15 protein-coding genes are annotated in these 16382 nt (G+C 39.3%); 8 read left to right on the plus strand and 7 right to left on the minus strand.

All coding sequences use genetic code 11. The features are described from left to right. Positions 1–99 precede the first annotated feature (99 nt). The 4 genes from ACPF7B_RS08315 to ACPF7B_RS08330 all read right to left on the minus strand — a co-directional run bounded on the left by ACPF7B_RS08315 (position 100) and on the right by ACPF7B_RS08330 (position 4292). Entirely contained in the window at positions 100–1395 is a 1296-nt protein-coding gene (locus ACPF7B_RS08315; protein WP_490505343.1) for a c-type cytochrome, read from the minus strand. Positions 1396–1405: 10 nt separating this feature from the next. Further along, the gene (locus tag ACPF7B_RS08320) at positions 1406–3181 is read right to left on the minus strand and encodes a GMC family oxidoreductase (RefSeq protein WP_490505344.1); all 1776 of its coding nucleotides are present in this window, start codon (positions 3179–3181) and stop codon (positions 1406–1408) included. Positions 3182–3253: 72 nt separating this feature from the next. Continuing rightward, positions 3254–3976 carry a gluconate 2-dehydrogenase subunit 3 family protein gene (locus ACPF7B_RS08325; RefSeq protein WP_490505345.1) on the minus strand — a complete coding sequence of 241 codons (723 nt, stop codon included), beginning with the start codon at positions 3974–3976 and terminating at the stop codon, positions 3254–3256. 91 nt (positions 3977–4067) lie between these two features. Further along, the gene (locus ACPF7B_RS08330; RefSeq protein WP_490505346.1) at positions 4068–4292 is read right to left on the minus strand and encodes a hypothetical protein; all 225 of its coding nucleotides are present in this window, start codon (positions 4290–4292) and stop codon (positions 4068–4070) included. A 307-nt stretch (positions 4293–4599) separates the two neighbouring features. Here ACPF7B_RS08330 and msrP point away from each other — a divergent pair, with 307 nt between their 5' ends. The 6 genes from msrP to ACPF7B_RS08360 all read left to right on the plus strand — a co-directional run bounded on the left by msrP (position 4600) and on the right by ACPF7B_RS08360 (position 12000). After that, on the plus strand, positions 4600–5508 hold the full coding sequence (gene msrP, locus ACPF7B_RS08335; RefSeq protein ID WP_490505347.1) for a protein-methionine-sulfoxide reductase catalytic subunit MsrP: 909 nt from the start codon (positions 4600–4602) through the stop codon (positions 5506–5508). Then, complete coding sequence (msrQ, locus tag ACPF7B_RS08340; protein ID WP_490505348.1) at positions 5508–6095, plus strand: protein-methionine-sulfoxide reductase heme-binding subunit MsrQ; 588 nt, start codon at positions 5508–5510, stop codon at positions 6093–6095. Before msrP ends, msrQ begins: the two co-directional genes overlap by 1 nt. A gap of 402 nt (positions 6096–6497) precedes the next feature. Continuing rightward, positions 6498–8792, plus strand: coding sequence for a TonB-dependent hemoglobin/transferrin/lactoferrin family receptor (locus ACPF7B_RS08345; protein ID WP_490505349.1), 2295 nt, complete (start codon positions 6498–6500; stop codon positions 8790–8792). A gap of 157 nt (positions 8793–8949) precedes the next feature. Then, positions 8950–9603 carry a MarC family NAAT transporter gene (locus ACPF7B_RS08350; protein ID WP_490505350.1) on the plus strand — a complete coding sequence of 218 codons (654 nt, stop codon included), beginning with the start codon at positions 8950–8952 and terminating at the stop codon, positions 9601–9603. 112 nt (positions 9604–9715) lie between these two features. Further along, positions 9716–10387 carry a CDGSH iron-sulfur domain-containing protein gene (locus ACPF7B_RS08355; protein ID WP_490505351.1) on the plus strand — a complete coding sequence of 224 codons (672 nt, stop codon included), beginning with the start codon at positions 9716–9718 and terminating at the stop codon, positions 10385–10387. 347 nt (positions 10388–10734) lie between these two features. Next, the gene (locus ACPF7B_RS08360; RefSeq protein WP_490505352.1) at positions 10735–12000 is read left to right on the plus strand and encodes an NAD(P)/FAD-dependent oxidoreductase; all 1266 of its coding nucleotides are present in this window, start codon (positions 10735–10737) and stop codon (positions 11998–12000) included. A 107-nt stretch (positions 12001–12107) separates the two neighbouring features. On the opposite strand, the gene cysK is transcribed toward ACPF7B_RS08360, so the two are convergent. Then, positions 12108–13043, minus strand: coding sequence for a cysteine synthase A (cysK, locus tag ACPF7B_RS08365; protein WP_490505353.1), 936 nt, complete (start codon positions 13041–13043; stop codon positions 12108–12110). Between the two features lie 136 nt (positions 13044–13179). Here cysK and ACPF7B_RS08370 point away from each other — a divergent pair, with 136 nt between their 5' ends. Then, positions 13180–13620 carry an RrF2 family transcriptional regulator gene (locus ACPF7B_RS08370; RefSeq protein ID WP_490505354.1) on the plus strand — a complete coding sequence of 147 codons (441 nt, stop codon included), beginning with the start codon at positions 13180–13182 and terminating at the stop codon, positions 13618–13620. A 71-nt stretch (positions 13621–13691) separates the two neighbouring features. On the opposite strand, the gene ACPF7B_RS08375 is transcribed toward ACPF7B_RS08370, so the two are convergent. Both ACPF7B_RS08375 and ACPF7B_RS08380 read right to left on the minus strand, forming a co-directional pair. Further along, complete coding sequence (locus ACPF7B_RS08375; protein ID WP_490505355.1) at positions 13692–14855, minus strand: glutathionylspermidine synthase family protein; 1164 nt, start codon at positions 14853–14855, stop codon at positions 13692–13694. Between the two features lie 6 nt (positions 14856–14861). Beyond that, positions 14862–15536 (minus strand): DUF1190 domain-containing protein, encoded by a 675-nt coding sequence (locus ACPF7B_RS08380; RefSeq protein ID WP_490505356.1) that lies wholly within the window; start codon positions 15534–15536, stop codon positions 14862–14864. Between the two features lie 187 nt (positions 15537–15723). On the opposite strand from ACPF7B_RS08380, the gene trhA reads away from it, so the two are divergent. Further along, a complete protein-coding gene (trhA, locus tag ACPF7B_RS08385; RefSeq protein WP_490505357.1) occupies positions 15724–16344 on the plus strand; it encodes a PAQR family membrane homeostasis protein TrhA in 621 nt (206 codons plus the stop codon). Positions 16345–16382 lie beyond the last annotated feature (38 nt).

A 16382-nucleotide genomic window follows, 5' to 3' on the forward strand; every position in this document is an offset into this window, starting at 1 on the left:
ATAGCGTTTTAACAACTTTGGCTATGGAATCAGCTAAAGCAGTTAAAACACCTCGTTAGAGAATTTAAAAGGTAGTTAATTAGGAGAGCCCCAAAAATATTATCGAGGCAATGGTTCCTGAGCTTCAATAGCTGCGCGTACTTTAGCAACCTCATTAACTGTAATGCGAGTTCCTTTATTTCCCCAACTATTTCTCAAATATGTGACGATTGCAGCAACTTGTTCATCTGTTAAATTCCAGCTAAAGCCCGGCATTGAAGCACCTGTAAAATTATATTGGGTAATTGGAGATTGGGAACCTTCTAAAATAACGCGAATAATACTTTCGACGTTGTCAGACTGCAGGTGTGTATTATGTGCAAACCCGGGTGTCATTTCTGAAATACCTTCCCCCTCAAGCCCATGGCATGAAGTACAATCTTGATGATATAACGCTTTTCCAAGTAGTATGTCAGGATCAGTAGCAGAAAGTGCAGCGGTGGTGGTTTGATGGTCACTTTCGCGAGTATCATGAAGATATTGATACATCGCTTTCAGATCTTCATCATTAAAATACTGTGTTGAGTGGCTTACCGCCTCTCCCATAGGTCCACTCGCGGCTGCATATTGATTCACACCTGTTTTGAGATACTCAACAAAATCAGCCTCTTCCCAATGCCCTATACCCGTAGATTTATTCGGGGTAATATCGGGAGCAAACCATCCTTGTAAGCTCAATCCCATATAAGCTTGATCACCTTTATCTGCACCAAAGATATTTTTAGGTGTATGGCACGTTCCACAATGCGCTAATCCCTCTACAAGGTAAGCACCTCGATTCCATTGTTCTGATTTCTGTTCATTAGGTGTAAAACCATCTTTATCCAAAAATAATGTATTCCACCCTAAAACTAATGGTCTAAAGCTGAAAGGGAATTTGAGATCATTCGCTGTATTTTTTCGTTTAACAGCAGGAATGGTTTTGAGGTAATCATGAATAAGCTGAATATCTTCATCGCTAGCTTTAGCGTACGCTGGGTAAGGCATTGCAGGATAGAGGAATTGATGATCCTTTCCAATGCCATATTTTACAGCCTGAATAAATTCATCATCGCTCCAATTTCCAATGCCTGTTTCTTTATCGGGCGTGATATTGCTCGCATAGATTGTACCAAAAGGCGTATCGAGTCCGACACCTCCGGCAAACTCAGCTTCACCAGGGATTGTATGACAAGCAACACAATCTCCCACTTGTGCTAAATAACGGCCTCTTTCGAGATTAGATTGAGCGATTTCTCCTAGTGAGGGTGGTGCAATTGCCGGTTTGGCAGGGCGTAAGTTGACGTAGCCTACATAGGCAATTCCTGCTACTACTATGGCAATAAGAGATAATCCAATTTTTTTCTTTCTGCTCATGATATGTCTCCTATTTTGTAACTAATGGGCCAGGATTTTTTAAATATTGTTTGATAATTGCACGTGCAGTCCAAAGTGATAAGGCTGCAACAGTTCCTGTTGGGTTATATCCTGCATTATTCGGAAATGAGGAAGCGCCTGATACAAAGACATTATGAACATCCCAACTCTGTTGATATTTATTTAAAACACTTGTGCGAGGGTCTGTTCCCATCACTGCACCCCCAATGGTATGGTCACTTGCAGTATCGTAGGGTGTAAAATTACCTCGAGCTGAATTTGTACCAATTATATGTTTGACATTCATAGCACGGCCAATTTCTAAACTTTTCTCTTCGATGAACTGAGCCGATTTTCGGTCATTATCATTGTAATTAAAAGTCATACGAAGTAGCGGTAGGCCATAATCATCAGTGTAGGTAGGATCTAAATCGAGGTAGTAATCCTCATGAGAATAGCTTGTACCTTGTCCAAATAGAACCGTACCATTTTGGAAAGCGTGTTTATAAGCTTTTTTCCATTCAGATCCCCAGCGAGGAGTATTTTCTGGAAGAAAATCGGTATTTCCTATGGGGCGTGATCCTCTTGTAACGACTAAAATACCGGCACCTCCAATAAAGTCGAGGTTAGAGTGATCAAAAATATCGCCGTTAAAATCATCAATTTGTGCAGATAGCGCGCCAGCACCGGCAAATTGATTGAGATATTCATCTTCAAAGAAGATACTTGCCCCTGAAACCGTTTGAAAGCTATAGGCGCGACCGACAGTACCTTCTTTCGTAACAGGGTTATAAGGTTGTCCAATTTTAGAAAGTAGTAATAAACGGACATTATGCAATTGGAATGCACTGAGCACCACGATATCAGCTTCTTGAGTAAATTCTTGGCCACTTTGTTTATCTATATAAGTGACGCCTGTGGCGGTTTTACCATCGCTTGCAAGATTGACTTTAGTAACAGTTGAATCTGCGATTACGGTAAAATTTTTCCGTTGCATTAATGCAGGAATAACACAGTTATTGGGTGTGCCTTTAGACCAATTACCACAACCATAATAGAGGCAGTAGCCACAGTAAGTACAAGGTCCCATGTTGATGCCTAAAGGATTTTTATAAGCCTCTGAAGTTTGGGCTGCCGGTACCATAAATGGATGATAATCCAAATCGGTTGTCGCTTCGGTAAATAGATCTGTTAAGCGTGTTGTTTTAAGAGGAGGAAGAGGATAATCTCGAGATCTTGGCTCTTCAAAAGGATTACCTCCAGGAATAATGGAACCGTTGATATTTCCAGCTTTACCTGATACGCCAGCAATATATTCATAGCGATCATAGAAAGGTTCTAATTCATCATAGGTAACCCCCCAATCTTGCAGAATTAAACCGTCGGCTAATTTCTTATCGCCATAGCGTTCTTTAATTGTAGTATAAGGAGCAAGGTCATAAGCGGTAAAACGCCAGGCCATGCCTGCCCAATGTGTGCCTGCACCGCCGACATTATAGCCCATATCGAATGTACTAAATTCTCGAACAGGAAGAGCAACTTGCCCTCTATGGTTACGAGTTGTCAGTGTTTCTACTGAAGGTGGAAGAATTAGATCACGCCGAGCATCCCACCTTAATTCATCAGCATCCACCGCAGGAGGATGATCGATAGATGTTTCTAGCCAAGGGCCTCTTTCGATAGCAACAACATCTAATCCTGCTCTTGTGAGTTCTTCTGCTATGAGTGATCCAGCCCAACCTAAGCCAACGATAACAACATCAGCTTTTGCTCTTTTATTTGCCATGAGGATAATCCTTTATCTACTGTATAAACAATTTTTGTTATTTTTTATAATTCTGAGGGTTAGGTAGGTTAGTTATCGATTTTTAGTCAGAATACTGCGAGGTTCAATATGAAGGTTTTGTCCTTTTAGATCCATAACATCCCGATACTCGTAACGCGCTCCAGGGAATCCGAGCATTTTCCAACTAGCCATACCTCTATTTCCTCCGTAGATTGGATCAGCAAGATAGCCTTCACGAATATTTTTAAGTAATATTTCAAAAAGAACTTTCGGTGGAATTTTACCTTCTAGGGACAGCGAACCTTTTTCCATGGTAGTTAAAATGGCGTTTTGCGTTTGTAAGGGAAGTAGGGGAAATATTTGACCATATTGCTGTTGGCAATAATTATTCAAAGATGCTAAGCCTAATCGATAGATATCTCTTGGGTTATAGGAGTATTGAGGGCCTTGTTCTTCTATGCCTTTAACAAAGGGTCCTCTCTGATAACGGTTTAAACCTTCTCCATATTTTCCTGCTAATTGATGATCGATAAAAACAGCGCACCCGGCTTCTTTTCCACCAATACTGAGTTCATCTGCCGGAATAAAACAATCTGCGATTGCCTCTATGGTTTGCATTTCAGTATCTGTTAGGAAGACATTGACGCCTTCTACGATATTGGGATAAAAGTTAGTTTTTGTCGCATCCTTCGACCATGGCAATCTACTGTTGATAACAGTAGCATAACCTACATTGATCAGAGTACCTGCAACAAGAAATCCTGATGTAATACTTAAAAATTTACGGCGGTCCATATCTACCTCGTTAAGTAAAATCTAGACTCCAATCGAGCCTATAAAAATAAGAAGGGGTTGTATTAATTCGCTATCATTAAATAGATGCAGTTTAATTGTTTGTAGTATAAGAAATTCGATCTTTCTGCATCATTGCCATAGCCATAGCTTCAAGAATTAAGAAAACCGTATCCGATTGTAGTGAAGGTCCATAATGAATCGTATGCCAAACAGACGAAATGCCATCCACAGTAGAATCTTGAGGTATTGGTAGAGGAGTAATGCAATTTTCAAGCTGTAAAGCATTTAATTGATGGGGGAAAGATGGTTGACTCATAATACTGACCGTAAATCACTAGTATCTATCATGGTCGTCTATTGCTTATTTAACTATAAACACGCATTTGCGAGTAGCTGAGGAGATAGATAAAAATCAATAAAGCGGTAATGAATAGATCTATATCAAAAGGTTAATCGTTTCTTCATGCTATCGCTGAGGATGTCAAAATAAGTTGTTTTTTGTAAAGAAATATATTTTTATAGATTGTTGTAATTCTTAATTTTCACTTAAATAAAAGATAGATATAGACACTATATTCAAGTATAGTTTTTATACAAAAAGTCCTATTGAATGAGATGTTTATATGAAATTTCAAACGAAATTAAAAGAAAGAGATGTAACTAGTGAAGAAATCTTCAAAGATCGCCGTAATATTTTAAAAGGGCTTGGATTTGTAGGAGCATCTTTACTACTTTCTCAGGTGCCTGCAAAGGCAAGCTCTCTTGAACTTACACCAGAAAATAAAATTACAGGTTACAATAATTTTTATGAGTTTGGCTGGGATAAGTCAGATCCTGCTAGATATCAAAATCGTTTTAAATCGGATCCTTGGCAAGTTGTGATTGATGGAGACGTTAATCAGCCAATAATACTTGACCTTGACGCTATTAATAAAATCGCGCAAGAAGAACGAATTTATCGTTTTCGTTGCGTCGAAGCATGGTCTATGGTGATTCCTTGGTTAGGTTTTCCGCTGAGTGAGCTATTAAAATTAGCTGACCCTAAAAGTGAGGCACGTTATGTTGCTTTTGAAACACTGTATGATCCAAAGCAGTTTCCCAATCAAGGACGAGGCTCTTTTGGCGGATTTAGTTTCCCGTATGTTGAGGGTCTAACTATCGAAGAGGCAATGCACCCATTGACATTTATTAGTGTGGGGCTTTATGGGAAAAAATTACTTCCTCAAAATGGTGCTCCTATAAGATTAGTTGTACCTTGGAAATATGGATTTAAGAGTATTAAATCTATTGTAAAAATAACTCTTACTAAACATCAACCCCGAACGACCTGGAATATGAGTGCGGCTCATGAATATGGTTTTTATGCGAATGTCAATCCTAACGTAAGTCATCCTAGATGGTCTCAAGCAAGTGAGAGAATTATCGGAACAGAAGGACTGTTTGGTGCAAAACGTAGGGATACAGAATTATTCAATGGATATTCTGAGGTTGCGAGTTTGTATACTGGTCTTGATCTTCAAAAGAATTACTAATGAGTAAGCTTCTTACGTTAAAAATCATATGTTGGGTGGGAGTTATTCTTCCTCTTATTTGGCTGATTTTTAAACTCTTTAATGGTGAGCTAAGCGCAGATCCAGCGAAAGATATCCAACATTTTACGGGACAAATTGCGTTACGAGTTTTATTTATTACCTTAATTTTATCCCCTCTTGTTTATTTGTTTAAGTGGAATCTATTTAATCGAGTAAAACGCTTATTGGGACTTGCTGCGTTCTTTTGGGCAAGCGCACATATGATGAGCTATCTAGTTTTTGAACTCGGATTAGATTTTTCTTTATTTATCAGTGAAATCTTAGAGCGGGGATATTTGCAGATTGGTGCGGCGGCATGGTTTGGGCTGTTTATGCTTGCAATCACTTCTTTCAAAGCTGCAATGAAGTGTCTAAAGAAGCATTGGAAGCGTATTCATAATATGATTTATCTTATTACGGCTTTAGTCATTGTGCATTATTATCTCTCTTTAAAACTCAAGCAGGTAGAACCGCTGATTTATGGTTTTATACTTCTTTTGCTATGGGGTTTTCATATCTATCGAAGAGTCAAAAAACAGCAAAGATAACCGCTGTTTTTTAAGAGTATTTAGCCTTGTGTATCGATCAATAATTGGCGAGAGCAGGAGTAGTGTGATGCAATATTTAAACGCTTTTCTCAATAAACTCAGCATTAATTTATCTTCTCGTTTTTTTAAATACTATGACATCTTCAACAAAATTATTATCAATCCTACGATACTAACGAGTAGAAGGATCATTCGTTAATAAGGATTAAGTTGAGATCGAATATTGTCGTCTTGTATATCTTGAATCTGTTTCATTAATATCTATTTTGATAAATAAAATCAAAAAGTTATATCTGCATTCATAATTGCAATATTTACAAATAAAAATAAAAATTGATAACTATTTTCTGTTCTGATAAATTCACAAACAGGAATGATTCTTATTAAAATTCAGGACAGAGTATGCCACTTCAATATTACAAAATTAGATTTTTTGTCGTTACAAGCCTTGCTATGGGGTTTTCTTATGCACAACCTACGGTCGTTAGTCAGAGTGATAATTCAACCCCGACGATAGATCTATCAACTATCATTGTTAAAGGCAACGTAGAAACAAGTCATCCTTTTAGGTCGCAAAAGTCAGCGAGTGAGCTTCGCAAGAACCTTGTACATGATGAACGGGATCTATTTCGTAATGATTTAAGTATTGGGGTGAATGAGAGTGGTCGTGCGGGGAGTAATGGTTTTGCCATTCGAGGTGTGGATAAAGATCGTGTTGCGGTGATTGTTGATGGGCTACCACAAGCTGAAACCTTTATGCCATCTATCTATAAAGGTTATGGATATTTTAACGGTAGTATTAATAGTACTGAGTACGAAAATATTAGTAGTGTTATGGTCAATAAGGGGGCGAACTCTGTTAGTGATGGGAGCGGTGCTGTCGGGGGATCTGTCTATTTTACGACAAAAACCGTGGATGACTTTGTCAAATCTGGCGAGGTATTTGGGGGCTATTGGAAAACTGGTTACTCTTCTAAAAATCGAGAATGGCGACAAGTAATCGGTGCAGGTTTTAAGACAGAGCAGTTGTTTGGCTTTGCACAATTTACAAAACGCCGAGGACATGAAACCATCAATAGCGGCGATGGTGAAAATATCTATGGGCCGGCGCGAGGATTGCCTGATCCACAGATGAAACAGGGTTCTTCTTGGTTGACTAAATTAGGCATTAATATTACGGATGAACAGACATTGACGGCTTTTTATGAAAATCGCCGACAGAAAAATCGGACTGAAGAGAAGAGTTTTGATAGTTGGGGAACGTATCGTTTTGCAGCAGATACAGCGCCTTATCGTCGTTTTGGATTAGAATATTCATACATCCCGAGTACATCAATGTATCTTGATACGCTCAATATTGTCTACGCGGATCAAAAAATTAATATGCGTTCTGATACCTATAATGTTCAGCAGAAAAATCCCAGTATTGTGAGTCAACAATATTTTAGAGAGTTTGAACAACGCCAGAAGCTTCTACAAACTCAATTATTCTCCTTGCCGATAACTGTGGGGGAACAGGAACATCTGTTGCAAACTAAATTGGAGGCGCGTCGTGGAAGTTTAAAGAATAATAATCGCGATATTCTCTATCTAAGTGATGGTGCTCATCCTTCAAGTTATAGCATTATGACACCTGTAAAATCATCGGTAATCGCTTTTTCCTTACAAGATGAAATGCAATTATCTTCACAATTTAAGATGATACTTGGTGCGCGTTATGATCATTACCAATATTCGCCACAAATGGATGGTTCGAATAAGTTTCCTGTGAGTTTTGATGGGACAAAAAAACGTTTTGCAAAATTATCGTGGCAATTAGGGGTAAACTATCAAGTAACGCCTGAGCACCAGATTGGCTATCGAGTGAGTACAGGATTTCGAGCTCCAAAAATTGAAGAACTCTTCTTTGAATTTGGTAAAGGAGGGATGAATCACTTTATGCCAAATCCGGAATTAAAGCCGGAAACGGCCTTAAATCATGAGATTACTTACCAATTTCAAAATGAATTTGCCAATATCGGTGTGGGGGCTTTTTACAGTAAATATCGTAATTTTATTGATGAGCGTGTCTCTGAAGGCCGAGCGCCGAATCCTTGGTATGATCCAAACAGCTACTGGGGTGGTGAGGCGTTCTTGTCAATTAACCAAATTCAATTTGTGAATGTAGCACATGCTCATATTTCTGGGCTTGAACTCAATGCTGTAATCAATGGTTCGCTCGTAGGATTTTCGGATAATTGGAAATTTCATCTAAAAGGACAATATAGTAAAGGGAAAAATCAAGATGGTGATCCGTTGAAATCGATTCAGCCTTGGAGTGCATTGATGACAATCGAATATCAAGCACCTTCTAAACGCTGGAGTGCAGCACTAACGGGGCGATATAGTGCAGCTAAAAAAAGTCGTGATACTAAAGAGACCCAATACTCATGGCGTGGGCAAGAGGAGAAAGAATGGCCATGGTTAAGTCCTTCATATTTTGTGGTAGATTTAACGAGCCAAATTGAACTTGACCGCGATATTACATTAAATGTGGGAATCTTTAACCTTTTTGATCGCCGTTATTCAACGTGGGATAGCCTCCGAGATCTTCCAACCTTTGGCACTACCAACCGTATTGACCGTGACGGAAAAGGCTTAGAACGTTTTACTGCACCAAGACGAAATTTTGGTATTTCCATTGAGGGACGATTCTAGTCGAGGTACCCATAAATTATCCAAGCCTTTAGCGTTTGTGAAAAAATTTTTATTTATCAGAAAATGCAAAGGGGAGTATTAATTTTCTTTTTATTAAGATTAAAAATGTAAATGGTATTATTAAAGATAATAATCATTATTTTAGAGAGGAAATTTAATGGAGTTAATCAAAGCGGTCTTTTTAGGAACGGTCTTACTACTTCCCTTAGCAAATCCATTGACAGCGGTTGCGATGTTTTTAGGATTAGCCGGCGATATGCCAAAGGCTGAGCGCGATAAAACAGCCTATCAAAGTGCGCTATATACCTTTATTATTTTGATGACGACGTGGTATATCGGTAATTATATTATGCATGCTTTTGGAATCTCGATTGCAGGACTCCGTATTTCTGGCGGCATGATCGTTGCATTTATTGGTTTCACGATGCTGTTCCCAACGCCGAAAGCATCGACACCATCGCCAGATCTTGCTCCAAGGACGAGTTCGAGTATTAGTTTTGTACCATTAGCAATGCCAGCAACAGCAGGGCCAGGAACTATTGCATTGGTGGTGAGTACGGCCTCCACATTACATACAGATCCTCGAGTATCGGAATTAACCTTCTTGTTAGCCCCACCTTTAGTGGCTGTTATTATTGCTGTGGCATTATGGTTAAGTCTCTATTTTTCCAATGGTATTATGCGTTTTCTTGGTCAAAAAGGGATTAACGCAATTTCTCGTTTGATGGGTTTTTTACTCGTTTGTATTGGTGTGCAATTTGTAATTAATGGTATTTTAGAAATTATTCAACAGTATCCTACGGTTTCTTAGATTGTATTGGTGAATTTCATTTATTTTTTTTATAAAAGCAATCTCATTTCATTGCGGGCGTATACTTTTAAGAGTATGAAAATAAAAGATTTTATTCTTTGGAGAGCGCCAAATGTTTAAAGTAAAGATTACAAAAAACGGACCTTATGTTGTAACTGGGCTTAAAAATCTTGTCCAAGAAACGTATACACCAAATGCAGACGGTATACTGACGAATATTACAGTTCAGCGTTTTCCAGAACAAAAAGAGTACCATCTCTGCCGTTGCGGGCAATCGAAAAATACCCCTTTTTGTGATGGTTCTCATGAAAAAGTTGGATTTGATGGCACTGAAACTGCTGATCAAACCCCATATATTGATCGAAGTGAAACGTTTAAAGGCTCGCGAGTTGCAATGCTTGATGATGAACGTTGTGCATTTGCTCGATTTTGTCATAGGGAGCGAGGAGAAGTTTGGACGTTGACAGAGCAATCAGAGGATCCTGAAAATGCTCGTGAGGCAGTAGAAGGTGCTTCAAGCTGCCCTTCAGGCCGTTTAACTTCCGTTATTGATGGTCAATTAGTGGAGGCTGAATACGAAGATACAATCGGCATTGCAGAAGACCCAGCAAATGGTGTTAGTGCGAGTTTAAATGCTCGAGGCGATTTTGAACTAGAAGGAAGTGATGGTGAGATTTATGAGAAACGTAATCGGCTTTCATTATGTCGTTGTGGAAAATCTCGCAATAAACCTTTTTGCGATGCAAGCCATGTAACGATGGGATTTGATGATCATATCTCATAAAATAGAGTAGATAGAGTGAGTTGTTCATTGATAATATAAAGGAAAGGGGCGTGTAGCCTCTTTTTCAATAATTTATGTCATGAAAATTGAGCATCTCGAAGGATTGAATAGCACATTTTTGCCTTATATTTCCGATCATGGAGAGTCATTAGTATAGAAGCAGTCCTATCCCTGAGGTGTTTGTAGGCGATTATACCTGCTGGGTTTATAGAACAAATATTATAATTTTTTTACAAACCTCTCCGCTTTTATTTATTATAAATAAACTAAGGTTTCTAACCTTATGAGCTAAAAGGGAAATTAGTGAATTTTTCTTGCTCAATAAAGCTGTGTTTTAAGGGGAAATTATGCAGAAGAAGAATATTGTGGTTTTAGGGGGAGGCGTTGCCGGTTTAGAATTTATTTATCGATTAGCGAAACAGAATTGCTCAAAACAATTTAATTTAACGTTGATTGATCGAAATGCACTTCATATTTGGAAGCCAATGCTTCATACCTTTGCCGCGGGTAGTCAATCGCCGGATGAGCAGAGTGTTCTATTCCTTGCCCAGGCAAAACGACATGGGTTTATCTATCAGCCAGGAACCGTTTCTTCTATTAATCGGGAAACTCGCGAAATCATCTTAGCACCTTATTTTGACGAGACAAATGAAGAGGTCTTGCCGGAACGGACAATTTCCTATGATTATCTGATTATTGCTATGGGAAGTCAGAGTAATGATTTTGGTATTAAGGGGGTAAAGGAGTACGCAAGCAAAGTGGATGATCTCCAGAGTGCTTTAGAGTTTCGTCGAGTTTTTTCTGATCAATTAATTCGATCCGCTCTTTTGAAACAGAAGTATCATCTTGTTATTGTAGGTGCGGGTGCAACAGGCGTTGAGCTCAGTGGAGAACTGATTGACCAACTTAAAATTAGCTCGAATTATAGTAACGATAACCTTATGCAATATATGGATATTACAGTGATTCAAGCAGATAATCGGGTTTTACCAACATTTAAGCCTACGATCAGCGAATCGGTGCGGAAATCGATGGAAAAAATCGGGGTGAAAGTTCTCTTATCAACGGCAGTTTCAGAGGTTTTTGATGATCATGTAGTGCTCAAAGATGGTGAATCCCTTCCGGCAGATCATGTGGTTTGGACCGCAGGAATTAAAGCACCAGATGTTCTTAAAACAATTGGAGATGTTGAATTAACAAAAATTTCGCAGTTGGTTGTAGATCCTTATTTTAAATTACTGAATGATGATCGTATCTTTGCTATTGGCGATTGTTCTTTTGTAAAAGATTCTCCGCTTGCACCAACGGCACAATCGGCATCCCAGCAAGCGCTCTATCTGAGTAAATATTTCCAAAAGATTATTGCCGGTGATTATTCAATGCCTGTGTTTAAATATGTCGATCGAGGATCATTGGTTAGTATCGGGCAATATGCCTCTTTTGGGATGTTTGGTCGTAATACTGTTTTTAAAGGGCTTGAGTTTCGTGGGGTATCTGCAAAAGTGGCACATATTACCCTTTACCGGCGCCACCAAATGCGAATTTTAGGCATTTGGAGCGGGATTTGTGCGTGGTGTGCCGACCAGTTTCGACGATGGGCTAAAACTCGTTAACGATATTTTGTTTTGAAATAAAAAAGACCCAATTAGCAATTGCTAATTGGGTTAAATTCAAGCGTTTAAAAGGAGGCATAAACGCCATACCTTTAATATGGGGACGATTATTCTTTTTCAAAGAGGGGAGTTGAAAGATATTTCTCACCACTATCAGGGAGAATAACCACAATATTTTTATCTGCATTGCCTGGACGTTTTGCAACTTCAACCGCTGCTTTAATGGCCGCACTTGAGGATATCCCGATTAATAATCCTTCCGTTCCCGCAACAATTGGTGCCATCTCAAAGGCATCGATATCTGAAACAGTGACAACTTCATCATATACACTCGTATCTAAGGTATCAGGAATAAAACCTGCACCAATACCTTGAATTTTATGTGGCCCCGCTGTTCCTTTAGAGAGAACAGGGGACGATTCTGGTTCAATAGCAATAATCTGGATTTTAGGATTTTTGGATTTAAGGAATTCCCCAATACCGGTAATGGTGCCGCCGGTACCAATCCCTGCAAGGACAATATCGACTTGCCCATCGGTATCTTCCCAAATTTCAGGCCCCGTTGTTTCACGGTGTACTTTTGGATTTGCGGGATTGACAAATTGTCCGAGGATAACTGCATTGGGAATCTCTTTTGAGAGTTCATCCGCTCGAGCTATCGCACCTTTCATTCCTTTTGTACCATCTGTTAGTACAAGTTCGGCACCATAAGCCTTAAGAAGATTACGACGCTCAATACTCATTGTTTCTGGCATAGTTAAGATAATTCGATATCCTTTTGCTGCCGCCACAGATGCAAGGCCGATGCCGGTATTACCGCTCGTTGGTTCAATAATGACGGATCCTTTTTTCAGTAAGCCCGCTTTTTCAGCGGTATCAATCATAGCAAAAGCAATACGATCTTTCACGCTACCGGCAGGATTAAGGTATTCAAGCTTTGCAAGTAACGGTTTTTTGAGATTTTGTTCGTTTGAAAAACGGTTGAGTTTTAAGAGAGGGGTGTTGCCAATCAATTCCGTTAAGCTTTCATAAATCTTTGTCATTGTGACGTTCCTTCCTGTTGGGTCGATAAATGCATTGACGATTATTAATCATACATTTATTATATGTTTAATGTTATTTGCATAACATTAGCAGGAGTGGGAAATAGTTGTCAATTAAATATTCAATGAGGTCATTATGAAATTATCAGCAAAATCACGTTATGCATTAGCATCTTTGACAAAAATGGCGTTAGTGTATGAAGCACAACAGACTGTTACTGTTTTGGAAATTGCGGATGACTTAGGGATCTCAAAAATTTATTTAGAACGAATTTTTTCTGAACTTCGTCGTGGTGGCGTTGTGGGCTCAATTAAAGGGGCGCAAGGGGGCTATTATCTTGCTAAAACTCCCGATGAAACGACGCTTTATGAAATTCTATATAGCGTTGAGTCAACGCTTTTTGCAGAAAATGAAGCAACTGTTTTTGAAAATGCTCCGAAAATTGAAAAAGCGCTTATTACAATGGTCTATTCGCCTATTGCGACAGGATTAGAAAAAATCCTTAAAAATATCTCGCTTGCTGACATCGCTCTCAAAGCACAGGGTGAAGAGGGTAACTATATGTATTATCTCTAATAAGAGTCCCCTCTCTTGTAAGCACCTCGAAGATACATTGAGGTGTTTGAGTTGTTTTGTAGGTTGGATATTTATCCAATAATCGCATGGGGATAGAAACGGGACAGATCTTGAGTAATTTTTGAATGATCTTCCCTAACCGAGAGCCCACAAGCAGTATCATTGACGACCCAACTCCCAATGACAACATGGCTGCCGTCAAAAACAGGGAGCGGTATATATTCTTGAATAATAGATCCTTCAATCCCGTAAGGGCCATCGGCACTTTCAAGAATTTCGCCATTTTGCACAATTTCCACATTTGCGCCTTCCCTCGAAAAGAACGGTTTTTTCACATATGACGTTAAATTTTTTGCTTTTGGATCGTTCGAAAAATAGGACGGAAGTAGGTATTTATGATTTGGGAACATCTCCCATAAAAGTGGTAAAAGTGCTTTATTAGAGAGAATTGCCTTCCAACCGGGTTCTAACCAAAGGGTTTTCCCCATATCGAGATAGCTAGCGAAATCCTCGCCGAGCATAAATTCCCATGGATAGAGTTTAAAGATTGCCTGAATAGGCTCATCTTCAAGATTGGTATATTCGAGTTCGCTATTAATACCAATCTCTTCAATGTAGAGAAATTTTGTCTCGAGCCCAGCATCTTGCGCGCAATCTTCAAGATATTGAACTGTTCCACGATCTTCTTCGGAATCTTCACAGCAACTGAAATGAAGTAACTCCACATTGTAAAAAGCACGCAGATCATCAAATCGGGAGATGAGCTTTTCTTGAATACTATTGAACTGATCAGCAATCATTGGGAGATTTTTTGCTTCGATCTGATCTTCAAGCCAGAGCCATTGGAAAAATGCACTTTCATACAAAGATGTCGGGGTATCGGCATTATATTCGAGCATTTTAAGCTCACCTTCACCGTTGTATGCGAAATCAAAACGGCCATAGAGAGAAGGTTCTTCCCGCTCCCATGAGTCGCGAATAAAACGCCAATTTTGTGGCGGAATCTGAAACTTTTCAAGTAAGCGCTCACTCTTAACAACACGATCTACCACTTGAAGAGCCATTTGATGGAGCTCTTCAGTGGCATCTTCAATTAACTCAATCTCTTTAAGTCCAAATTGATAGTAGAAATCTTCACACCAATAACGTTCGCCATACATTGTGTGAAAATTAAAGCCAAACTCCTCTGCGAGCACTTGCCAGTTAGGGCGCTCTTTAATCGCAATACGCTTCATGAATGCTTAACCACCAAATGAACGAACAGGTGTTGATCGACTAGATGAGCGAGTATTAGACGTGGCCGATTTACTTGCCATACTCTGTTTTGAGACCATCTGCCCAAATCCTCCACGACGAAGTGTTTGGCCAGGTTTTCCTGGCTTAAGATCTGATGGATTAACTTTAACTTTACTCCCGGGTGTTACATTCCCAAAACTTTTACCACTTGCATCATACATTGAACCTTTACCGGCTCCCGCTTGTGGGGAATAGAGCGGCTTATGTGCGTTGAACCCATTCATCATGCGTCCAAAAAGAAAACCTGCCATGAGCGGCATCCACATGCTACCGCCAGATTGTTGTGCTGTTGCATGCTCTTGATTAACGGGTGCAATTTGGCAATTTGCTTCCCCAAATTCAGCAACACAATCTTCACGTGAGGTAAAACGTGGAGCAGTCTCCATCGCTTCTTGTTGTGCTTGCGCAAACGTTGTTTCACATAATGCTTTTTCGCTAGGATTGTAGCGAACACATTCTTCAACATTACGGTACATCGAGACTTCTTCTGCTTTATCATTACCGCCGCATGCAGCAAGAATAAACGCTGATGCAACAATCGCCGCTAAAGGCTTTAGTCGGAATGATTTTGGCTTTTTACGAAAGCCTTCGATATTAAATTGTGATGTGCGTTTACGCATTTAAAAAATCTCCATAATTTCAACGAGTAAAAATAGAATTAATAGGCATTATAGTGGAGTTCAAGATGGAGTAAAAGGTAATTTCGTGGCTTTACAAGTACTCGTGATAAAATGTCTTTCAAGCAAAAGTTATCTACAATCTCTTTTAGAACAGACTGATTTTCTTATTTATCACAAAGGAGTGGCAATGCCACACGGTGAACGCTTTAATACCTATTCACATCTTTTCGGTACATTATTAGCCATCGGTGGTATGGCATTTTTAATGGTCTATTCAAGTCTTTATGATGATGCTTGGAAGATCGTTAGTGCAGCGATTTATGGTAGCGCTCTGATTATTCTTTATCTCATCTCTACGATCTATCATCTATTAAGACCAGGAAACGGTAAGAATATTTTTCAGGTACTCGATCATTGCGCAATCTATATTCTTATCGCTGCTAGTTATACGCCTTATACATTGGTCACTCTTCGCGGCCCTTGGGGTTGGTCACTCTTCGGTATTTCGTGGGGGCTCTGTTTAATCGGTATTATTCAAGAGATTTGGATTGGCAGACGGACGCAGATTTTCTCGATGATAATCTACCTTGTTATGGGGTGGTTAATTGTCATTGCAGCAAAACCGCTCTCCATAGCGCTCTCTTCAGAAGGTATTTTTTGGCTTGTGCTCGGTGGAATTGTTTATACCATCGGTGTCATCTTTTTCTTACTTGATGAACGTATGAAGCACGCCCACGGTATTTGGCATCTTTTTGTGCTCGGTGGCAGCATTTGTCAATACTTTAGTATTCTGTTTTATGTGAATTAAAAGGATGTTTAGATGGGAGCCTTTTCAATCTGACAGTG

The sequence above is a fragment of the Ignatzschineria sp. 22MB058224 genome, from assembly GCF_058188435.1.